General features: G+C 72.1%; 16 protein-coding genes and 1 tRNA gene. 5 read left to right on the plus strand and 12 right to left on the minus strand.

What is annotated here, in order from left to right; genetic code table 11:
• Window positions 1-248 precede the first annotated feature (248 nt).
• The 7 genes from AB0E02_RS10595 to AB0E02_RS10625 form a co-directional block, all read right to left on the minus strand.
• Window positions 249-1,484 (minus strand): lipid-transfer protein, encoded by a 1,236-nt coding sequence (locus tag AB0E02_RS10595; protein WP_362137641.1) that lies wholly within the window; start codon window positions 1,482-1,484, stop codon window positions 249-251.
• Window positions 1,481-2,029, minus strand: coding sequence for a MaoC family dehydratase (locus AB0E02_RS10600; RefSeq protein WP_362137642.1), 549 nt, complete (start codon window positions 2,027-2,029; stop codon window positions 1,481-1,483). The genes AB0E02_RS10595 and AB0E02_RS10600 overlap by 4 nt, the downstream gene beginning before the upstream one ends.
• A complete protein-coding gene (locus AB0E02_RS10605) occupies window positions 1,951-2,130 on the minus strand; it encodes a pentapeptide repeat-containing protein (RefSeq protein WP_362137819.1) in 180 nt (59 codons plus the stop codon). The genes AB0E02_RS10600 and AB0E02_RS10605 overlap by 79 nt, the downstream gene beginning before the upstream one ends.
• Window positions 2,127-3,566 carry an acyl-CoA dehydrogenase family protein gene (locus AB0E02_RS10610; protein WP_362137643.1) on the minus strand — a complete coding sequence of 480 codons (1,440 nt, stop codon included), beginning with the start codon at window positions 3,564-3,566 and terminating at the stop codon, window positions 2,127-2,129. Before AB0E02_RS10610 ends, AB0E02_RS10605 begins: the two co-directional genes overlap by 4 nt.
• Complete coding sequence (locus AB0E02_RS10615) at window positions 3,566-4,744, minus strand: OB-fold domain-containing protein (protein ID WP_362137644.1); 1,179 nt, start codon at window positions 4,742-4,744, stop codon at window positions 3,566-3,568. Before AB0E02_RS10615 ends, AB0E02_RS10610 begins: the two co-directional genes overlap by 1 nt.
• Entirely contained in the window at window positions 4,741-6,162 is a 1,422-nt protein-coding gene (locus AB0E02_RS10620; RefSeq protein ID WP_362137645.1) for an acyl-CoA dehydrogenase family protein, read from the minus strand. The genes AB0E02_RS10615 and AB0E02_RS10620 overlap by 4 nt, the downstream gene beginning before the upstream one ends.
• 348 nt (window positions 6,163-6,510) lie before the next feature.
• Window positions 6,511-6,819 carry a hypothetical protein gene (locus tag AB0E02_RS10625; protein ID WP_362137646.1) on the minus strand — a complete coding sequence of 103 codons (309 nt, stop codon included), beginning with the start codon at window positions 6,817-6,819 and terminating at the stop codon, window positions 6,511-6,513.
• A gap of 1,160 nt (window positions 6,820-7,979) precedes the next feature.
• Between AB0E02_RS10625 and AB0E02_RS10630 the strand changes: the two genes are divergently transcribed.
• Window positions 7,980-8,864, plus strand: a complete 885-nt coding sequence (locus tag AB0E02_RS10630) for a bifunctional DNA primase/polymerase (RefSeq protein ID WP_362137820.1) — start codon at window positions 7,980-7,982, stop codon at window positions 8,862-8,864.
• A 139-nt stretch (window positions 8,865-9,003) separates the two neighbouring features.
• Here the strand turns inward: AB0E02_RS10630 and AB0E02_RS10635 are convergent, their stop codons facing one another.
• The 3 genes from AB0E02_RS10635 to AB0E02_RS10645 form a co-directional block, all read right to left on the minus strand.
• Entirely contained in the window at window positions 9,004-9,771 is a 768-nt protein-coding gene (locus AB0E02_RS10635; RefSeq protein ID WP_362137648.1) for a class I SAM-dependent methyltransferase, read from the minus strand.
• 933 nt (window positions 9,772-10,704) lie between these two features.
• Window positions 10,705-10,791: transfer RNA gene (locus AB0E02_RS10640), tRNA-Ser, on the minus strand.
• A 51-nt stretch (window positions 10,792-10,842) separates the two neighbouring features.
• Complete coding sequence (locus AB0E02_RS10645; RefSeq protein WP_362137649.1) at window positions 10,843-12,429, minus strand: trypsin-like peptidase domain-containing protein; 1,587 nt, start codon at window positions 12,427-12,429, stop codon at window positions 10,843-10,845.
• A gap of 1,009 nt (window positions 12,430-13,438) precedes the next feature.
• Here AB0E02_RS10645 and AB0E02_RS10650 point away from each other — a divergent pair.
• From AB0E02_RS10650 to AB0E02_RS10660, 3 genes are all read left to right on the plus strand, one after another.
• Window positions 13,439-14,317: a glycerophosphodiester phosphodiesterase gene (locus AB0E02_RS10650; RefSeq protein WP_362137821.1), complete on the plus strand. Its 879-nt coding sequence runs from the start codon at window positions 13,439-13,441 to the stop codon at window positions 14,315-14,317.
• Between the two features lie 140 nt (window positions 14,318-14,457).
• Window positions 14,458-15,078, plus strand: coding sequence for an ATP-binding protein (locus AB0E02_RS10655; protein WP_362137650.1), 621 nt, complete (start codon window positions 14,458-14,460; stop codon window positions 15,076-15,078).
• 319 nt (window positions 15,079-15,397) lie between these two features.
• A complete protein-coding gene (locus AB0E02_RS10660) occupies window positions 15,398-16,366 on the plus strand; it encodes a DUF5926 family protein (RefSeq protein ID WP_362137651.1) in 969 nt (322 codons plus the stop codon).
• Between the two features lie 354 nt (window positions 16,367-16,720).
• On the opposite strand, the gene AB0E02_RS10665 is transcribed toward AB0E02_RS10660, so the two are convergent.
• Both AB0E02_RS10665 and AB0E02_RS10670 read right to left on the minus strand, forming a co-directional pair.
• Window positions 16,721-17,566 carry a hypothetical protein gene (locus AB0E02_RS10665; RefSeq protein WP_362137652.1) on the minus strand — a complete coding sequence of 282 codons (846 nt, stop codon included), beginning with the start codon at window positions 17,564-17,566 and terminating at the stop codon, window positions 16,721-16,723.
• Window positions 17,567-17,747: 181 nt separating this feature from the next.
• Complete coding sequence (locus tag AB0E02_RS10670) at window positions 17,748-18,533, minus strand: bifunctional DNA primase/polymerase (protein ID WP_362137653.1); 786 nt, start codon at window positions 18,531-18,533, stop codon at window positions 17,748-17,750.
• 716 nt (window positions 18,534-19,249) lie between these two features.
• Between AB0E02_RS10670 and AB0E02_RS10675 the strand changes: the two genes are divergently transcribed.
• Window positions 19,250-20,857 carry a PP2C family protein-serine/threonine phosphatase gene (locus AB0E02_RS10675; RefSeq protein WP_362137654.1) on the plus strand — a complete coding sequence of 536 codons (1,608 nt, stop codon included), beginning with the start codon at window positions 19,250-19,252 and terminating at the stop codon, window positions 20,855-20,857.
• Window positions 20,858-20,873 lie beyond the last annotated feature (16 nt).

The raw sequence follows: 20,873 nt of genomic DNA on the forward strand, positions 1-20,873 counted from the left end.
GGTCGGACGAACTCCCACTCAGCATCGGATAGTTCATGGCGACGTATCACCCGACCATGGTCCACCACCCGAGATCATTTGAAGACACCCCCTAGGGGCAGGCCCGGGGACTGTCCGTGGGACCGGGCCGGTGGTTCGTCCGCGGGACCGGCCATGGGATCGACCGTGGGGTCGGCCGTGGGGTCGGCCGTGGGGTCGGTCATGGGGTCGGCCATGGGATCCGCCCGTGGACTGTCCGCGGGGCCGGGCTATGGGATCGGCCGTGGGACCGGCCGGTGGACTGTCGTGGGACCCGCCGTGGGCCCGGGCGGGGCGCCGGCTCGGTCACGGCTGAGGACCAGCCCGGAGGTCGGTACGCCGGTCCCCGCCGTGACCAGCACGTGGCTGGCGTCCGGGGTCTGGTTGGGGGAGGTGCCGCGGAGTTGGCGGACGGCCTCGGCGATGCCGTTCATGCCGTGCAGGTACGCCTCGCCGAGCTGGCCGCCGTGGGTGTTCAGCGGAAGGGCGTCCGCGGCGACAAAGCCGGCCGCCTCGCCCGGCGCGCAGAAGCCGAACTCCTCCAGCTGCATGAGGACGAAGGGGGTGAAGTGGTCGTAGAGGATGGCGACGTCGATGTCGGCGGGGGTCAGCCGTGCGGTGCGCCAGAGCTGGCGGGCCACCACGTTCATCTCCGGCAAGCCGGTCAGGTCGTCGCGGTAGAAGCTGGTCATCTGCTCCTGGGCGCGGCCGGCGCCCTGGGCCGCGGCCGTGATCAGTGCGGGCGGCCGGCGCAGGTCACGGGCGCGCTCGGGGGTCGTGACGACGAGGGCCTGGCCGCCGTCGGTCTCCTGGCAGCAGTCCAGCAGCCGCAGCGGCTCGGCGATCCAGCGGGAGGCCGCGTGATCGGCGAGGGTGATCGGCTTGCCGTAGAAGTACGCGGCCGGGTTGCGGGCGGCGTGCCGGCGATCCGTGACCGCGACATGACCGAAGGCCTCGGGGGTGAGGCCGTAGGTGTGGAGGTAGCGCTGGGCCGCCATCGCGACCCAGGAGGCGGGGGTGAGCAGACCGAAGGGGAGGTTCCAGCCGAGCGCCGCGCCCTCGGCGGAGGGCTGCCGTTCCTGGACGCCGGAACCGAAGCGGCGGCCCGAGCGCTCGTTGAACGCCCGGTAGCAGACGACGACTTCGGCGATCCCGGTGGCGACGGCGAGGGCCGCCTGCTGGACGGTGGCGCAGGCCGCGCCCCCGCCGTAGTGGACGCGCGAGAAGAAGGACAGCTCCCCGATGCCCGCTGCTTGCGCGAGCGTGATCTCGGGGGTGGTGTCCATGGTGAAGGTGACCAGGCCGTCGACGTCGGCCGGGCCCAGCCCGGCGTCGTCGAGCGCGGCGTGTACCGCCTCGACAGCGAGTTTGAGCTCGCTACGGCCGGAATCCTTGGAGAACTCCGTCGCGCCGATCCCGGCGATGGCGGCGCGCCCGGAGAGCGCGTCGGGGCGGTGCAGGCTCATACGGCGCCCTCCGGAGAACGGCGGGGCGAGGACGCGCAGGACGCCGCGACCCCACCCGGAGGGAGGTGGAGGGTCGCCGTGCCGGTGACGTGGTGACCGAGCGCGTTGGTACCGACGATGCGGACTTGGACGGTGGTCTTGGCGGGGGCGGGGGCGGGGACGGTGGCGGGGGTAGGGGCCGTGGCGGGGGCAGGGGCCGTGGCGGTGGCAGCGGCCGTGGCGGCGTCGACCTCGGTGATGGTTCCCGTCAACGTCATGGTGTCACCCGGGTAGTTGGGAGCGCCGAGCCGTATCGCGAGCTTCTGCAGCACGGCGGTGGGGCCGAAGTGGTCGGTGAGGTAGCGGCCCACCAGCCCGTTGGTGGTGAGGATGTTCATGAAGATGTCGGGGGAGCCCTTCGCCTGGGCGAGCTCGGCGTCATGGTGGACGTCCTGGTAGTCGCGGGAGGCGAGGGCGCCGGCGACGATCAGCGTGCGGGTGATCGGAATCTCCAGGGCGGGCAGTGCGTCACCGGCCCGGATGTCGGGCGTGCGCTGGTCAGACATGCGCTCGTCAGGTGCGCACTGTTGAGGTGTGCACTGTTGAGATCCGCCCTGTGGAGAGGCGCCCTGTTGAGATGCGCACACGTGAGATGCGCACTGTTCAGGCATCGTCATGCTGCTCCTCCTCCGTCACCAGCTCGGTCACCAGCTCGGTCACCGGATCGGTCACCGGCTTGGTCACCGGCTTGGTCACCGGCTTGGTCACCGGCTTGGTCACCGGATCGGTCACCGGCTTGGTCAGCAAGTGGCCGAGTTCTTCCAGGAGTTCGGCGCCACAGCCGAGATGGGCGTCGAGCTGGCGGCCCCAGAGGAAGTGCCGGTGGACGGGGTGGTCGAGGTCCGCGCCGATGCCGCCGTGCAGATGCTGGCCGGTGTGCACCACGCGCCTGCCCGCCTCGGAGGCCCACCAGGCGGCGGTCAGCGCTTGCCCGTCGTACGGCAGCCCCTCGTCGTGGCGCCAGGCCGCCTCGTAGGTGGTGACCCGGATGGCCTCGGTATCCATGTACGCGTCGGCCGTGCGGAGCAGGACCGCCTGGTTGGTGGAGAGCGGGCGGCCGAACTGTTCGCGGGTGGTGGTGTGGGCCACCGTACGCGCCAGCGCGCCGGCACAGACCCCGGCCTGCAGGGCGGCGAAGACGATGCGGGCGCCCGCCAGCACGTCGTCGTACGGCGTCGGGGGCAGGACCGCTGCCCCGTCCCCCCGCGGGCCGCCCAGCCGCCCTGTGCGCGTGCCGACGAGCCGCTCGGCCCGCGTCCCGCCCAGCCGCTCCGCCCGCGTTCCGTCGAGCGTGAGCCGTCCTGCCGCCCAGGGCGCGGTCATCTCCACCGGCTCGACCCGGGCATCCGCGACGCGCACCAGCCAGAGCGCCCGCTCCGCGTCCGGGACCAGTACGTGGGTGGCGTCCCGCAACCACGGCACAACGGGGACGACTCCACTCAGCCACCCGGTACCACCGTCCACGCTCGCCTGCCCGGAGCGGGACGCGGTGACGACGCCCGGAGTAGCTGGGCGTGCGTCCGCAGTCGCTGGGCGGACGCCCGTAGTGGCGGGGACGGCGCCCGTAGTCGCTGGGCGCGCGTCCGTAGTCGCTAGGCGGGCGTCCGCAGTCGCTGGGCGGGCGTCCGTAGACGTGGTGCGGGCGTCCGTAGACGTGGTGCGGGCGCCGGTAGTGGCGGTGACGGCACCCCGTGCCGGGAACGCGCCGGTCGCCACCGCCGTGCCGTCCCGCAGCGCCGGCAGCAGCCGTGCGCGCTGCTCCTCCGTGCCGTGCCGGGCGACGGCCAGCACGCCGTACGCGCAGGTCGCCGCGAGCGGTACCTGCGCGGTGGTGCGGCCCTGCTCCTCCAGGACCAGCGCCAGCCCCAGCAGCCCGATCTCCTCGACGGCCGCCGGCAGCCCGGCCGCGCACAACGCCTTCCAGAGCTCGGTGTCCGAGGCGGTACCGGCCGCCGCGAGCCGGTCATGCGTCGCGAGGTCGCCGAAGATGCGCGCCGCGAGCTGCTGGGCGGCGGACTGCTCCTCGGTGGGCGTGAAGTCCATCAGCCCTCGGCCCTCCCCGACCCCGCGGGAGACCGACCGCCGCACGCCTCGATCCCGCGGAAGACCGGCAGCTCCAACTCCTCGTCCACGGACAGGAATTCCAGCCGCACCGGCATCCCGATCCGCACCTTGTCGCAGGGCACGCCGATCACGTTGCTGACCATCCGCACACCCTCGGCGAGTTCGATGAGCCCCACCGCGTAAGGCGGGTCGAAGGCCGGGAAGGGCGGGTGGTGCATCACCACGTACGAGTAGACGGTGCCGGTGCCGCTCGCCTCGACCGGGTCCCACTCGGGGGAGCCACATGCCTGGCAACCGGGAAGCCAGGGGAAGCGCAGCGTCCGGCATCCGCCGCAGCGCTGTATCAGCAGCGTGTGCCGGCTCACGCCTTCCCAGAACCCCGCGTTGTCCCGGTTGATCACCGGCCGCGGCCGCCGCACCTTCGCCGGTGCCTGCGCTGGTGCCTGCGCCGGTGCCTCCGCCTTCGCCGGTGTCTGCGCCTTCGCCGGTGTCTGCGCCTTCGCCGGTGCCTGCGCCTTCACCAGTACCTGCGCCTTCGCCGGTGCCTGCGCCTTCGCCGGTGCCTGCGCCATGGGTGCCCGCGTCTGCGGTGACGATGGTGGGGCCGATGGTAGGGCGGATGGTGGTGCGGATGGTGGTGCCGCTGGCGGTGGTGCGCCCTTCCGACGTACCGGCGCCGGGGCGTACTTGAGGATCCGGAAGCGGTGCGTCCCCGCCAGTTCCCCCTCCGCCAGGATGTCCATCCGCGTCGTGACGAAGTGGCCGGCCCCCAGCTTGGTGACCTTGCGCTCCGACACGGACTCGATCACCGCGTGGAAGGTGATCCGGTCGCCCGGCCGCAGCGGGCGCAGATACTCCTGCTCGCAGTCGGTCGCCACCACAGCCGTGCAACCGGCGCCGTCGAGCAGCGCGGACAGCTCGTCGTACGCCCCCGAGCGGCCCTGATGGCCGGAGAGCCCGCCCATCGTCCAGGCCTGGAGCATCGTCGGCGGGGCGATCGCGTCGGGCCCCTCGTACGCCGGGTTGGCGTCCCCCATCGCCTCGCACCAGTGCCGGATCATCGCCGCGTTGACCGGGTCCTTACCGACGCCGGCGGTGGCCGCGGGCCGCCCCTCGTACGCCTTCAGCCGCTCGAACAGGTCCCCGGTGGCCGTCATCGCCGCCCCCTCCGCATCCCCAGCCGCATCGTCGCGACGATCTCCCGCTGGACCTCGCTCACACCGCCCCCGAACGTGTTGATCTGCGCCGCACGGTTCATCCGCTCCAGTTCGCCGTCCCCGTACGAGCCCGGCGAACCGGCCCGCACCAGGGCGGCCTCGCCGACCACCTCCTGGCACATCCGGTAGACCTCGACCGCACTCTCCGTCCCGGCGAACTTGACCCCGCTGGCATCGCCGGGGCTGAGCGTCCCGGCGCCCACCTCACCGACCAGCCGCCAGTTCAGCAGCCGGGTCGCGGCCAGCCGGGCGTGCACCTCGGCGAGCCGGGACCGGACCCACGGCCGGTCCGCCGGCCGCTCCCCGGTCCGCGGGTCGGCCGTCCGGGCGTGCTCCAGCGCCGCGCGGTACGCGTCCTCGGCCTGCATGCCGATCGCGGCCAACGCCACGCGCTCGTGGTTGAGTTGGTTGGTGATCAGCTGCCAGCCGGCGTTCTCCGCACCGACGAGGTGGCCGGCCGGGACGCGTACGTCGTCGTAGTACGTGGCGGTGGTCCGCAGCCCGCCGACCGTCTCGATCGGCGTCCAGGAGAAGCCCGGCGCATCGGTCGGCACCAGGATGATCGAGATGCCTTTGTGCTTGGGCGCGTCGGGATCGGTGCGGCAGGCCAGCCAGATCCAGTCGGCCTGATGGGCGTTACTGGTGAAGGTCTTGGCCCCGTTGATCAGCCAGTGCCCGTGGGCCTCACCACCGGCCTCATGATTGCCCTCACCGCCGGCCTCGCCACCCGCCTCATCACAGGCCCCGCCACCGGCCTCACGCCTGCCCTCACTACCGACCTCGCCACCGGTCCCGGAGCCGGCGGGACCACCAGCCTCGCCACCGCCCTCACCACCGGCGGGACCACCGCCCTCGCCACCGGCGGGACCATCCACCTCGCCACCGGCACCGCCCCCGTTTGCGCCTCCGGGAGGCCCCTGCCGCGCCTCCGTATCAGAGGCCGACTCGCGCACCGCACGAGTATGGAGCGCCGCGAGGTCGGTCCCGGCCTCCGGCTCCGTATAGCCGATCGCGAAGACGATCTCGCCCCGGAGGATCCGTGGCAGGAAGAACTCCTTCTGCCGCCGCGTGCCGTATTTCATCAGGGTCGGACCGACGGTGTTGAGGGTGACCATGGAGACCGGCACGCCGGCGCGGTACGCCTCGTCGAAGAAGACGAACTGCTCGTCGGGGCCGCGCCCCTGCCCGCCGTACTCCGTCGGCCAGCCGAGGCCGAGCATGCCGTCGGCACCGATCCGGCGCAGCACCGCACGCTGGGCGGCAGCACCCGCCGGCACTCCGTCCGGCATCACGTCCCTGAAGTACGTGCGGAGTTCGGCGCGCAGGCGTTCCTGGCGCGCGGTGGGGGCGAGGTGCACGTCGACGGCCTCCCCTTCTGTGGCCCGATACCCGGCGATCCCGGACGGCCCGATGTCCCCATGGGCCGATGGCCCCATGGCCCCATGGGCCGATGGCCCGAGGGACCCCTGAGACCCCCTGCCTCCTGGTCCCCTGACCCCTGATCCTCTGGTCCCCTGACCCGGCGGTCCGGTGACCCGTGACGGTCCCACTCCGGCACGCACAAGTGAGCGGATTTCTGACTGTCCGTCAGAAACCCGCTCACTGTCAAGGCCGGCGCGGTGAACCCCGGGCAGCCCATGCCCTCGGTACCGGCCTCGACGTATCACCCCTCGGTCAGCCGCCACTCCCCATACGGCGGCCCCGGGTCAGCCGATGTTGTTCCCGAAGCTGACGGTGGTGTTGGCCTGGTCGATGTCCGTGAAACCGGAGCCGTTGACGCTCGCGGTGTTGTTCTGGTTGGAGGCGCCGGCACCGTTGGCAACCTGCTGGCCGTTGGTCGCATTGCCGTGGTTGTCGTCGCCGATGAGGACGCCCCCCTGGCTCGTCGACGCCGCATTCGACCCGTTGTTCGCAAAGCCGCCGTTGTCAGCCTGCGCCACGCCGGAAAGGACCGCGGCCGCGAAGGGCAGCGCGGCGGCCACAGCGAGGACGCGGGCAGTACGGGTGCTTGCCATGTCAATTCCTCCTACGGAACACAACTTCTGGATCCGACCTGCCGGACCGGGCCCGCGGGGCCTGATCACGCCTGGTCAAGTGCGGTAACTCCGCTGTTCCATCGGGCAGTTGGCCGGCCACCACGATGCTTGCCGCGACGTCGCGAACTCAGGCTTGCCCACGAATCCCCGGCGAACCCGCCGCGAAGGCCCGATTCCCCCGCAAGCATGAGGAACCCCGGGTAAACCCCCGCCGCCTCACGTCGCCCCACCCCCACCCCACGACGCGGACACAGCCCACCGACACCCCCTGCCCCCGCCGCGATGAGCGCCCCCCACCCGCCCCGCCAAGCCACCCGGCGCACGAACCCTCCCCCGCGCGCCCCCTTCCCTTACTCGAACGTTCGTACGAAAATAACGTCATGGCACCCCTGCACCTACGCCATACCGAGCCACCGGCCGACGGACGAAGGCAAGAGTCGCCGGCCGACGGACGGAGGCAAGCACCGCCGGTCGACGGGCGCTGGCAAGCGTCACCGGTCGACAGGCGGTGGCAGGAGACATCGGCCGACGGACGGCGGCAGGAGACACAGACCAACGGGCAGTGGCAGGAGACACCAGCCGACGGGCGCTGGCAGGAGTCACTGACCAACGGACGATGGCAGGAGTCACCGGCCGACGCGCGGCGGCAAGCGTCACCGACCGCTGCCCCGTCGCGCCCACCCGCCGACAAACAGTGGTCACCACCGACCGCGTCCTCCTCGCGCCCACCTACCACCGCGCCCACCCACCCACCGGCCGACCACCCCACCACCGACCACCCCACAGCCGGTGAGCAAACGGCGGGCGATCCGACGGCCGGCGAACCCAGGGCCGGCGATCCGACGCCCAGCGAACCCACGGCCAACGAGCCCACACCCAGCGAGCCGACGACCGACAAGCCCCCGGCCAACGAGCCCCCAGCCAGCAAGCCCACGGCCAACGAGCCGACGACCAGCGAGCAAACGGCCGGCAAGGCCCCGGTCAGCGATCCGCCGCCCGGCGAACCCACGGCCAACGAGCCCACGGCTATCGCCCCGACGGCGAGCGAGTCCACACCCGCCGAGCCGACACCCGGCCACAGCACTCCCATCCACCCCCCGCCCCCCTCCGACAGGAATGACGGGAGAGCCGCCCCCACCCTGGCCCCACCCCCCGACGCCCACACCGCCGCCTTGGCCGAAGCGCTGGCGGCCGCCGAGCGCGGTTATCCCGTCATCCCGCTCACCCGCGCCAAGCTGCCCGCCCTGCGGTCCCCGCACCGTGGCCACCCCGAGGTCCCGCCCTGCCACGGCGGCTGCGGCCGCCTCGGGCACGGTGTGCACGACGCAAGCACCGACCCGTTCACCATCCGCCGCATGTTCGCCGCCGCCCCTTGGGCCACCGGCTATGGCATCGCCTGCGGGCTGCCGCCGCACCACCTCATAGGTCTCGACCTCGACACCAAAAACGGCGCCGACGGCCTGACCGCCCTGCTGTTCCTCGCCGAGGCGCACGACTTCCCGGTCCCGCCAACGATCATGGTCCGCACCCCCAGCGGCGGCCGGCACGTCTGGTTCACCGGCCCGCCGTCCCCGCCCGTCCCGAACTCGGTCGGCCGCCTCGCCCCCGGTATAGACATCCGCGGCGCAGGCGGCTATCTGGTCGGCCCCGGCTCACTCACCGCCCACGGCCGCTACGTCCTCGCACCGAACGCCCCGGCCCGCCCGGCCCCCGTCCCCGGTGCCCTGCTCACGCTGCTCACGGACCCGCCCACACCCACCCGGCGCGCCTCCCCGCAGCACGCCGGTGCCGGAGACGAGCCACCGCCCGGCGTCCCGTCCCAGCCAGCCGCGGCGCTCGTACGCTTCGTGCGCTCCTCCCCGGTCGGTCAGCGCAACGCCCGGCTCTTCTGGGCCGCCTGCCGCGCCTACGAGGACGGCCTCGGCCCGGAGCTCGCCGCCCGCCTGACCGAGGCCGCCTGCCACACCGGCCTCCCCGAACACGAGGCCCGCGCAACCATCACCTCAGCATCCCGCCAGCACTGACAGACCCCTCCCACGCCCCACTCCTCCCCACCAACACACCACCCTCCTCACCAACACACACTGCTCCCCCAACACACCCCCCTCCCCAACAACACACACCCTGCTAAATCCCGCGGTGAATGCCGCGCTGAATCCCGCGCTAAATCCCGCGGTCCGACTTCCTCCCCTCGATCAAAAAGCGCGTCGTATGTGCCACGAAAGGGCCCTCCCGCCGGATCTCCTCATCCAACTCCCGCAGCCGGTCCCGGTATTGCTCCACGCTGAACCCGGGCACCATCCACACCACCTTCCGCAGGAAATAAACAACCGCCCCGATGTCGAAGAACTCGGTCCGCAACGACTCGGCCCGTAGATCGACCACCTCCAGCCCGGCCGCCTCCGCCGCCCGCCGCGCATCCTCGGGATGCCGCGCCCGCCGTACGTCCTCAGGCTGCGGTCCGAGGAAGTACTCCACCAGCTCGAACACACTGGCCGGCCCCACCTGTTGGGAGAAATACATTCCCCCGGGCCGCAGCACCCGGGCGATCTCCTCCCACCACACGGTCACCGGATGACGGCTCGTCACAAGATCGAAGGCCGCATCGGCGAACGGCAGCGGCGGCTCGTCCGCATCGGCCACCACGACCGCACCGAGCGGATGCAGCAGCGCGGTGGCCTTCGCGACGTTCGGCGGCCAGGACTCCGTGGCCGCCATCACCGGCGGCAACTTCGGCACCCCGGCCAGCACCTCCCCACCCCCCGTCTGGATGTCCAGCGCCGCCCCCACCCGCGCCAACCGCTCCCCCATCGCCCGCTGATACCCCCAAGAGGGCCGCTCCTCCGTAGCCCTCCCCTCCAACCACGAAAAATCCCACCCCTCCACCGAAACGACCTCCGCCTCGGCAACCAATTCCTCAAACTCCCGCATACAACTCATAACCCCACACTCACCCGACGCCCCCCACCACGCCACCCATTTATCTCTGGCCCCAGCACATCCCCCTTCCGACTGCTCTCCTACAGCAGCCGGTGCCGCACTCTCCACGGGGCCGCACAGCAGATGACGAGTTAGGGGAACGACTCAACCCCTCAATCCCCCAAGGCAATTGATGCCGCTCGGGGCGTCCGCACGATGGCTAAGGATTGGACCCACGAGCGCAGAGGGAACTGCAGAGGGAACTGGAGCGACAAGGACATCCGGGAAGCGCGCAAGCTGGACGCGCTGCGATCGCAGAACGATGTCTTGCCCCTGTGGTTGCGTGAGCAGCACTCTCGGTTCTCGACACGGGTGCGGGAGGTCAGCGGTCTGTGGGACCTCTCCCCCGAGCCATTGGGTCTCCTGGAGGAGGCAGTGCGAGAGAGGTTCCCTCGGAGGAAGCGTTCCGGGAGCAGGACAGCGAGGCGTTCCTGCAGGTCGCTGCCTGGTATCTCGAAGAGGTGCACAACTCACACCGAGGCACGCACTGGCAGACCCCCTGCCGTAAAAGGCCACTTCCGGTGGAAGTCGTCCCCCTTCGCCATCCCCCGTGGGGCCGGCTTGACGACTACGAGGACGAGGACAGCGTCGAGTACGACGCCCGCCCCACGGTGGCCCCGCTCAGCAGCCTCCGGAAGGTGCTGCTGAAGCCGCACGAGCGGCCGTATCCGAGCCAGACGCTACGCAGCGAACTCGACGCCTACCAGTCAAAGGCAGAGTCAAAGACAAGGCTGACGCCCTTCCGATCCACGTTGGTCCACGCCTCGCCCCCACAAGCTGATCCCCACCGGGACGGACGCGCTGCAGAGCGCGACACCTGAAACCCCGAAGGGGCACCCGATCTACACGGGCACCCCTTCTGACCAGCTAAGACGCTGACCTCGGCGGAGGCTGTGGGATTTGAACCCACGGTGACGTTGCCGCCACGACAGTTTTCAAGACTGTTCCCTTAGGCCGCTCGGGCAAGCCTCCCCGCGGCGCCGGCGCGTGGGAGCGCGGGTGCCGCGGGATCAGATTAGCGCGTCACTTGTCGCCCGTGCGCTGCCCCAGGGTGACTTTGGCCGTGTGCTCCTTGCCGGCGCGCTTGTAGGTCAGGGTGACCTGGTCGCCGGGCTTGTGCTGCCAGATCTCGCTGATGAGGGTGGGGCCGCTGTCGATGACCGTGTCGTCGAGCTTGGTGATCGTGTCGCCGGGCTGCAGGCCGGCCTTGTCGGCCGGGCCGTTCGGGGTGACCGCGTCGGAGCCGTTGTTGCCCGTCTGGGCGATGGTCGCGCCGTCGCCGGTGTCCCGCATGCCGACCTGGACGCCGATCTGCGGATAGACCGGCTTGCCGGTCTTGATCAGGTCCTGGGCCACCCGCTTGGCCTGGTCGATGGGGATCGCGAAGCCCAGCCCGATGCTGCCGGACTGGCCGGACTCGCCGCCCAGGCCGCCGCCGTTGCCGGCCGACTGGATCGCGGAGTTGATGCCGATGACGTTGCCGCCGGCGTCCATCAGGGGGCCGCCGGAGTTACCCGGGTTTATCGACGCGTCCGTCTGGAGGGCGCTCATGTACGACGCCTGGCTGCCGCCGCCGTCGCTGGACGCCACCGGCCGGTCCTTGGCGCTGATGATGCCGGTGGTGACCGTGCCGGACAGGCCGAAGGGCGCACCGATCGCGATCGTGGCATCGCCGACCTGCACGTTGGACGACTTGCCCAGTGGGAGCGGGTTGAGGGTGGCGTCACCCGGGTTCTTGAGCTTGATCACGGCGACGTCGTAGCCCTGGGCGTGGCCGACGACCTCGGCGTCGTACTTCTTGCCGTTGGAGAACGTCGCGGTGAGCTTGCCACCGTCGGCCGCACTGGCGACCACGTGGTTGTTGGTGAGGATGTGGCCCTGCTTGTCGTAGACGAAGCCGGTGCCGGTGCCGCCCTCACCGGTGGCACCCTGCGCCTCGATCGTGACGACGCTCGGCAGCGCGCGCTGCGCTATCCCGGAGACCGAGGTGGGCTTGCGGTTCAGCGCGCCGGCGTCACCGGGCGCGGAGACCGTCGTCGAGGCGGCGTCGTCGCGGCCCGCGGCCCAGTAGCCGATGCCGCCGCCGACTCCGCCGGCGACCAGCGCGGCCACCAGGACCGCGGCGATCAGCCCGCCGGTGCGCCGCTTGGGAGCCGGGGTACCGGTACCGGCCCCTCCCCACGGGTCGCCCCCACCGCCGTACGGGGGCCCGCCCCAGCCGCCGCCGGCGGAACCGTGTCCGGCCGCGGCATACGGGGGGAGCTGCGCGGTGGGCTCGCCACCCGGATATCCGGATCCGGACGCGGTGGGCTCATCACCCGGGTACCCGGGCCCCGCGGGCTCACCACCTGGGTATCCCGACTGGGACGCCTGGTGTGGCTGGGATGCCTGGGGCGACTCGTAGGGCTGCTGCGGGTGGCCGGGGCCGCCCGCAGCGGCGACGGTCGGCGCGAAGTCCGGCGGCGGGGGTGCCGCGGGGGGAGTCGCGGGCGCGGGCGGCGGGGCGTCGGGAGTCTGGGCGCCGGAGGCGGACGCGGCAGCGCTGTCCGGCTGCGCCCCGGTCGGCGGCCTGGCCTCCGACGGGACGGCTCCCTCGTTCTCGGTGCTCACAGCTCTCTCCTCAGCTTCACGGCCTTACGGTCCCGGCCGGGCCCGGCGGCCCGTATGGGGGTCTTACGGTCCGGTCGGGCCTCACGGTCCGACCGGGTGGTGATGAGTCTTGACAGTGACACGAAGTGCGTCCCCGCGGCGCCCGGGAGTGCGTACCGGACGGCGTCTCCGAGTGCGACTGCCACTCCTGCCTGCTCCTGCCTACTACTGCCTCCGGTTGGTGGCTCGGCTACCCACTTCGCGGCTCGCCAGTACGGCCGGCGCGCCGTTCCGTGCTCCAGTACTCCCAGCGCTCCTGGTAGTCCCAGCACTCCCAGTACACCCAGCACTCCCGGTTCTCCGCTGCTCCCGTCCTCCCGGACTCCAGTCCTCAAGTACTTCAGTTCTCGGCTGCTCCAGTGCTCCGGCAGTCCGAGACCCCAGGATTCAGGATCCCGGCGGTCTCGGCGAGTCCCGGGCCGCCGGACCGGGCCGTCGGCCGAGGCCGCGCGGTGGGTCCGCGGGTCCCTGGCCGACGGTACGGGCCGGGCGATACGGGCGAAGCTCCGTCCCAGCCTTTCCCACCGCGCGTCAGAGCGCCGTAAGCCGAGGCTGTGACTGTGCTCTCATCCTTTATGCCGGACAAAACGGGCGCATCCGCTGTTCCGCATGTTGGGGTACGACCGTCCCATGCGCCGGGGCCCGCGGCGGGGCCCACAGCGGGCTCCCGCGACGAAGACGGTAGCGAAGAGCGCGACGAAGGCCATGACGAAGGCCGTGACGAGGACCACAGCAGAGACCGCGGCGAAGGCCCCGAGCAAGGCGCCGGCCAAGGCCCTCACGGAGACCGCGACAAAGACCCCGACAAAGACCGCGACAAAGACCGCCACGATGACCGCGACGAAGACCGATGGGGACCCGGTCCCGCAGCCCCCGGGGTCCGCCCGGTCCGCCCGGCACCGGCGAGTGGCACGATAACGCGGTGAGCTATGCACGCCCCGCCCAGGACCGCCACCCGGATCGCCCCGCCATGTCCGTAGTGGCCCATCGAGGCGCCTCGGAGGACGCCCCGGAGCACACCCTGGCCGCGTACCGCAAGGCGATCGAGGACGGGGCGGACGCCCTGGAGTGCGATGTCCGGCTGACCGCGGACGGCCATCTGGTCTGCGTGCACGACCGGCGGGTGAACCGCACCTCCAACGGGCGCGGCGCGGTCTCCGCCCTCGAACTCGCCGATCTCGCCTCCCTCGACTTCGGCTCCTGGAAGGAGGAGTCGCTCGGCAGTGGGGCGCTCGGCAGTGGGGCGCTCGGCAGCGGAGCGTTCGGGGCCGAGGCGCCGGGCCGCCAGGGCGGGGTGTTCGGGGGCGAGGCGCCGGACCGGCAGAACGAGGATCCCGAGCGGACGTCCGTACTGACGCTGGAGCGGCTGCTGGAGCTGGTGGCCGACGCGGACCGCCGGGTCGAGCTGGCCATCGAGACCAAACATCCGACGCGTTGGGCCGGACAGGTGGAAGAGCGACTGGTCGAGCTGCTGGGCCGGTTCGGCTACACGAAACCGGCCATGAGCGCCGACCAGCCGTCTCCGGTGCGGGTGATGAGTTTCTCCGCCCGTTCGCTGCACCGCGTCCGGACCGCGGCACCCGCCATCCCCGTCGTCTACCTGATGCAATTCCTCACCCCCCGCTACCGCGACGGCCGGTTGCCGGCGGGCGTGGACATCGCGGGGCCCGGTATCCGGATCCTCCGGGCACATCCCGAATACGTCGCGAAGGCGCATCGAGCGGGCAATCAGGTGCATGTGTGGACGGTCAACGAACCCGATGATGTCGTGCTGTGCCAGGAATTGGGAGTCGATGCGGTGATCACAAATCGCCCCAAGCAGGTACGAATGCAACTCGGCCTTGGCTAAAGCCCCTCACAGGGTGTGCACCGGCGCATTCGGCCGGTATCCGATGCCGGTTTGTGCGTCACTGCGTGCCGCGTGGCCGGTTTCCGGTCCAGTCCATTGGGGCATTCATCCCGTGGCGTGGGGCAAAGGAGGTCTCGGGGGTGGCGTTGGTGGTGGCACAAGAGGTGCCGACGTCGTCGATCATGGCCGTACCCCATGGCCCGGTGGGCGTGGGCATGGCCAGGCGGCGCATGCGTGAAGAGCTGTTGGCAAGCGGAGTTCAGGACACGGTCGTCGATGACGCGGTCCTGGTCCTTTCGGAGTTGCTGAGCAATTCCTGCCGGCATGCCCGTCCGATCGACGAACCCGGCCCGGCGGGCCCGGTGACGGCTCGGAACGGCTCGCGAGTGGGGGCCACGGCGTCCGTGCGGGCTTCCTGGCAGATCGACGGGCAGGGCCGGCTGACGGTTGCGGTCACGGACGGCGGCGGGCCGACCCGACCGCGCCCGGCGACCCCTTCCGTCACGGCGCACGGCGGCCGGGGACTGGCGATCATCCGCTCGCTCGCCAAGGACTGGGGCGTACGCGACAGCGCCCCCGGGGAGGTCACGGTCTGGGCAGTGCTCTCTCTTCAGGGCGCGTTCGCTACGCGCGTGGATCTGATGCCCCATCCGACCGGCGCCGCGATGTCCGACCCGGTCGCCGGTCTGCCGTCCTCACTCGCACCCACCGGCCTGCCGCTGAACCCGGCCGCCTTCCTGGACATCGAGGACTTGGCGTAGGGGCCGAGGTCTCGACGTACTCGCACACGGCTTGGCGTCGGGGTCGAGGACTTGGCGTACTCGCACACCGCTTGACGTCGGGGTCGAGATCTCGGCGTACTCGCACACCGCTTGGCGTCGGGGCCAAGGACTTGGCGTACTCGCACACCGCTTGGCATCGGGACCGAGGACATGGCGTAGAGGCACAGGACTCGGCCTGAGGGTCGAGAGCGCAAGACACCCGCGACGGCCCCCCGCTCGGTCAGGGCGCCCCGGTACGCGATGGCCTAGGCTCGCGCCGAAACGCGTACGACCGGGACCGACCAGGAGAAGCCGTCGCATGGCCAAGAAGCGCCGCCCCCAGCCCCAGTCCGCAGCACCGCAGATCAAGGACGGGGAGGTGCCGGTCGTCGGCGCTCGTGAGCCCTGCCCGTGTGGTTCCGGCCGCCGGTACAAGGCGTGTCACGGGCGGCGCGCGGCGCACGCCGTCACCGAGTTGGTGCAGCGCCCCTTCGAGGGCCTGCCCGGCGAGTGCGACTGGGTGGCGATGCGCGAGCTGGTGCCCGCCGCCACCGCCGAGTTGACGCTGAAGGGCGGGCTGCCCGAGGGCGTGCCCTCCGTGACGCTGGCGACGGTGCTGCCGATGGCCTGGCCCGCGCTGCGCCGCGACAACGGGGCGATCCTGCTCGGGCTGCAGAACGACACCGCCTCCGGTGACATCAGCCGCGACCTCGCGGACACCCTGCAGCGCGCACTGGCCGCGGAACCGGGCAATCCGGTCGCCGCCGCACGCTCCTCCGCCGAGGGTCCGCGCCTGCAGGACCTGCTCGACCTGAACGCTCCTTTTGAGCCGACCGTCCACACGGGCTTCGAGTTCTGGGTGGAGAACGCCGAGAACGCCACCGGTGAGGTCGCCGCCTCTCTGGAGCGGGCCAACGCGGCCGCCATCCCGACCGCCCGGATTCCCGGCCTGGAGGGCGCGTACTGGTGCGAGGCGCCCGAGAAGAACCACCTGCGCTGGGTCACCGCCCACCCCGAGGAGCAGCTGCTGGACGCGCTCGCCCGGCTGCACGCGGCGGGCGCGTCCTCGCTCGGCGAGGGCACCCGTCTGGTCGGTTCGTTCCGCGCCCACGGGCTGGTCGTACCGGTGTGGGACCTGCCCTCCGCGATGGGGGCGGACGAGGTCACCAAGCCGGCCGTGGAGTTCGCCGAGCGGCTGACCGAGGCGCTCGCGGCGAAGACCCCGCTGACCGCCGACGAACGCCGGGCGCGCGGCGGCCTCACCAACCGTCAGATCACGCTGAGCTGACCGTTGAACTGACCGTCCCGGCGGCGCTCGTGCGCACCGTACGCATCGGGGGACCCTTGCGTGACGCCAGTCACAACTCCCCCTACCTGACGGTAAATAAGCGTCCGGAATTCCACGATCGAATTTGCGAACCGCCGATCTCTTGTTACGGTTCTAAAAGCCCGGTCGCTGGTGCATCCCCCGTCGCCAGCGACCGGGCGCTTCCATGTCCGGAGCCAGGTATTCCGGAACCAGGCATTCCGATCGGGCCGGACGATCAGCGCGCACGGACGAGCACGCCGGGGCACGAGCACGCGCGGCGATCAGCGCGGACGAGCAGCACGGACGAGCAGTACGAACGGCCGCGCGCGGCGATCAGCCCGAGTCGCTGCCGTCCGCCTCCCGGCCCTCCGCCGCCGGCCCCTCCGCCTCCCGGCCACCCGCCGCCCGGCTTCCTTGGTCCGCCGCCGAGTTGCTGCCGGAGCGCAACAGCAGCCGTTCCCCCGCCGCGTCCGTGAACTCCGCGACCGCCGCGTATCCGGTGCGGTCCCCGCGCACGGTCCGGCCGGCCGGCGTCTCACACACGCCCGGCACATCGGCCGCCGGTACCTCGCAGTTCACCTGGATGCTCCGGCCGTCCGGGCGCAGCAGGGTCAGGACGGCCCGCAGCGCGCCGCCGGTGACATTGCGGTAGTACGTCCGCGCCCAGGTCCGGCCGCGCTCGGTGAGCACACAGGTCTGCGCCTCGGTGCCCCGCCCGGAGGCGAGTTCGGGGCCGCAGTGGGTGATCCGGCCGGAGAGGAGCGGCAGCCCGAGGGCGTCGAGCGGGCCGTCGAGGGCGCCGTCGGGGGATCCGGCCCGGGCCCCGGTGGCCGCCCGCGATCCGGCGGGACGGTGGGAGGCGGCGGCACCGGCACTCTTGCCCGCCCCGGCGCCGCGTCCCCCGGTCTTGGCATCGCGTTCGCCCGCCTTGGCGCCGATTTCCCCCGGCTTGGCGCCGTTTCTCCGTGCCTCGGTGCCGCTTTTCCCCGCCATGTCCCCTGCGAGCAGGGGGTGGTTTTCGGCCGTGCGTGTTCCTTGTCCGGCGCGGGGGGCCGCGGCCCGGCGGTGCGGGAGGAGTGGGGCGGCCGGGCCGGCCGTCGCGGCGCCGAGCGGGACGGCGACGGCGAGCGTCGCCACACCGGCGAGCCCGGTCATGCGGAGTTTCTGCGCACGCTGCATGGGCCCCACCTGCGATTGAGATGCCGTCGTCGACGCCGACGGCTTGACGGTGTGCCGAACCTATCGGCCGCGGGCGGTGCGTCCGGTCGTCCGGACACCCATTTCCCGTAGTGATCGGGCCCGTCACACCCGTACGGGTGAACCGCCCGCGGTTCCTTCGAGGTCGCCCGTGCCGCGCCCGTCAGTACGCGAGCCGGCTGCCGCCGTCCGGAGTGCTGGTGCTGGCCGTCACCAGGGCGTCGACGATGGTGGCCACCTTCGGCAGCCAGGGGGCGGCGGGGGATGGGGGTCCCCCCTGCGCATGGGGGTCCCCCCGCTCGAACGAAGGTGAGAGTGGGGGAGCAGTCGAGGGCTTGGGGGCCGCCGGCGGCCGCTCCCAGCGCACCCGGCCGGCGCCGATCTGGGAGGGCGGGAGCACCACATAGCCGCCCTCGCCGTGGAACCGCAGCGAGCTGGGCACCCAGTCCTGCGAGTGCAGCAGCTCCCCCAACTCCGCGAGGCCGTACGGCGATACGAGCAGTGACCAGCGGGTGGGCGTGGCGACCACGGGGCCGACGCGGACGCCGAAGTGGTCCAGGGCGGCCAGCGCGCGGGCACCGGCGACCGCCGGCAGGCTCACCGCGCAGGGTGCGCGGCCGCCGGTGGCCAGCACGATCGGGGCGGACGGGCGGTTGGTCCACCACCAGCGCACCATTCGGGCGTCGGTGGTCGCCGCGAGCAGACCGGGGTCGAAGGGGTGCGCGCCGGGCACCACACAGTCCGGGTCGGGGCAGCTGCAGCGGCGGGCGGGCCGCTCGCCGAGGCCGAGCCGGGCACCGGCGGGCTGCCGGCCGGCGGGGCCGAGCGCCACGCCGGGAAGTACGGGCCACTGCCACTCGGTGGCGCAGTGAAGCGCCGCACCGAGCAGCGCCGACCTCCCCGTGCGCCGGAACAGGTTCTTGCGTCGCCTTCCGAGGATCTCGCGCATGAGCGCTCGTTCCTTTCCGTTAACGCCAAGGGCTTGCCGAGGGCTTCGTCCATCGCTCTTCATGGCACTTCAAGGCACTGCTTGCCCGGTCCGCATGGTCCCGCACGGGCCGCTCGATGCCGTGGTGGCGTTCTTGCGGCCCGGTCATGCACGCCGGGGTCGATCGCGCGTCGATCACGCCACGTGGATCTCTGGTCACCGCGTGTACAAGGCAGCGCATCACGTCGTACGCCGAGCGGGGAACGTGGCGAGGGGTGGCGCGCGCATGGCGCTTGCGCTTCCGGTGGTTCAGTCCCCGCCACTTGGGAGTGCGTGCGGTCGTCGCCGTATGAGACGCCGGTGCCCGCCGGAGAGTTCCCGGTGCGAGCTCAACTGACCCCGCACCTTTCCGAGTACGTACCCGCCATGGTGGTGATGACGCGCTGTCGATCGGCGCCAGTCGACCTCAAATTGACGCTCGTGGGGCTTTTTTCAGGCCAATCTACAGACCTCACGGACACCACAAACCCCACGGGGACAGTGCTGGACATCCCCTCTCTGGTGCGTGTACATCTGGAGCATTGATAGCGGAGCAGCATGACATGGGGGTTTGCGATGCTATTGAGGAAATTGAGCGCCCGAACGGATCGCACAACGTCACTCAACAAAAAGCCGCACTCCCTCACAAACAGCGGCCTGAACTGGAGCAATGCCTGGCGCGACGATAGCCGCCGGCCATGACTGCCCCTCACGTACCGAAAGTGGCTGGAATCGAACCAGCTCTGCCCGCTCCCACGCACACTGTCGGCCCGCATGTGGCGAAGACCCCCGCGGACCCCGCCTCCGGCAGCCCGTCCGACCCTTCCGACGACGCGTCCGACACCGCCACCGACGGAGCCGGGAACGCCGCTCCCGACCCCCCGCCCGGCTCCGCCCCCGCCACCCCCGACGTCTCCGCCCTCGACCAACTCGCCGCCGTCCAGGACCGGCTGGCCGGCTGGATCTCCGACCTCAGCACCCTGCACGACCTGACCGAACGGCTCGCCCGCACGCGGACGTTGGACGATGCGCTGCACGAGCTGCTGCGCGCCGGCGCCTCGCTGGTCGGCGCCCGCCGCGGTCTGGTCGTCCTGGCGCCGGCCGACGGACTCGGCCCGGAGACCACCGTCGGCCTCGGCCTCGGTCACGCCGAGATCGGTCACATCGAGACCGTGCCGCGCCGCGCCCTGTCGTACGCGCGGATACTGGACGGCCTTCCGGAGCCGGGCATCTGCGGCGCCGGCGACGACCCTCCCGAGGGCAAGGGCGGGCCCGAGGACCGCACGGAGATCAGCGAGCCCGACATCCCCGGGGAGAAGGACCTCGACCCGCGCCTGCGCGAGGTCGCCGCCCGCCTCGGGTACGCCGCCAGCTACGCCGTGCCGCTCACCGCCGATCCCGTCGGCCGGACCGGCGCCGCGGTCTGGCTCTACGACGAACCGGCCGCCCCCACCGAACGCCAGCGCCACCTCGTCGGCCTCTACCGCAGCCACGCCGCCGAACACCTCGCCCGCCTCCTCGAACTCCACCGCAGCCGGCAGGCCGCCGCCACGCTCCGCGACGAGCTGCTGCCGCACCGGCTGCCGCGGGTCCCGGGCGTCCGCCTCGCGGTGCGGCACGCCACCGGCCCGCGCGGCGGCGGCGACTGGTACGACGCGCTGCCGCTGCCGGACGGCGCGCTGGGCCTGGCCGTCGGCTCGGTGACCGGGTCCGGGCCGAGCGCGGTGGCCGCCATGGGACGGCTGCGGGCGTCGCTGCGCGCGTACGCGGTCATGGAGGGAGAGGACCCGGTCGCGGTCCTCTCCGACCTGGAGCTGCTGCTGCGGCTGACCGAGCCGGCGCGCAGCGCGACCGCGCTGTTCGCGTTCACCGAGCCGCCGCCGGGCGCGCCCGGCGGCCCGCCCGCGCCGCCGGTGCCGGGCGTGCTGCCGCGGAAGCTGGTGCTGGCCGGGGCCGGGCACTGCCCGCCGCTGATCCTCGGGGATCTGCGGACGGAGTTCGTGGAGACCACGCTGTCCGCGCCACTGGGCATGCTGGCCTGCTGGGAAGCGCCCAGCGTGGAGATCGAACCGGCCGGCGGCGAGACCCTGCTCCTCTACAGCGACGGGCTGCTGCACCGCACCGGGGAGCCGATGGACCGCGCCTTCGCCCGGTTGCACACCGCCGCCGCGGGCGTCCCCCGGGCGATCCGCCAGGATCCGGAGGCGGTGGCCGACCACGTGCTGCGCACGATGCTGCCGCGGGGGCTGGACGACCCGTCGTCGGAGGAGGACGTGGTGCTGCTGGTGGCGTACTTCGAGGAGTAGGGCCCGCGATTTCGCA

Origin of the sequence: Streptomyces sp. NPDC048196 (assembly GCF_040652715.1) — a bacterium.
GTDB lineage: Bacteria > Actinomycetota > Actinomycetes > Streptomycetales > Streptomycetaceae > Streptomyces > Streptomyces siderophoricus.

Excerpts from the sequence above, each read along its gene's own strand:
- AB0E02_RS10600 (WP_362137642.1), bottom strand. The coding sequence starts at position 2,029 with ATGTCTGACCAGCGCACGCCCGACATCCGGGCCGGTGACGCACTGCCC.
- AB0E02_RS10595 (WP_362137641.1), bottom strand. The coding sequence starts at position 1,484 with ATGAGCCTGCACCGCCCCGACGCGCTCTCCGGGCGCGCCGCCATCGCC.
- AB0E02_RS10650 (WP_362137821.1), top strand. The coding sequence starts at position 13,439 with ATGTCCGTAGTGGCCCATCGAGGCGCCTCGGAGGACGCCCCGGAGCAC.
- AB0E02_RS10675 (WP_362137654.1), top strand. The coding sequence starts at position 19,250 with ATGACTGCCCCTCACGTACCGAAAGTGGCTGGAATCGAACCAGCTCTG.
- AB0E02_RS10660 (WP_362137651.1), top strand. The coding sequence starts at position 15,398 with ATGGCCAAGAAGCGCCGCCCCCAGCCCCAGTCCGCAGCACCGCAGATC.
- AB0E02_RS10665 (WP_362137652.1), bottom strand. The coding sequence starts at position 17,566 with ATGCAGCGTGCGCAGAAACTCCGCATGACCGGGCTCGCCGGTGTGGCG.
- AB0E02_RS10610 (WP_362137643.1), bottom strand. The coding sequence starts at position 3,566 with ATGGACTTCACGCCCACCGAGGAGCAGTCCGCCGCCCAGCAGCTCGCG.
- AB0E02_RS10615 (WP_362137644.1), bottom strand. The coding sequence starts at position 4,744 with ATGACGGCCACCGGGGACCTGTTCGAGCGGCTGAAGGCGTACGAGGGG.
- AB0E02_RS10625 (WP_362137646.1), bottom strand. The coding sequence starts at position 6,819 with ATGGCAAGCACCCGTACTGCCCGCGTCCTCGCTGTGGCCGCCGCGCTG.
- AB0E02_RS10635 (WP_362137648.1), bottom strand. The coding sequence starts at position 9,771 with ATGCGGGAGTTTGAGGAATTGGTTGCCGAGGCGGAGGTCGTTTCGGTG.
- AB0E02_RS10670 (WP_362137653.1), bottom strand. The coding sequence starts at position 18,533 with ATGCGCGAGATCCTCGGAAGGCGACGCAAGAACCTGTTCCGGCGCACG.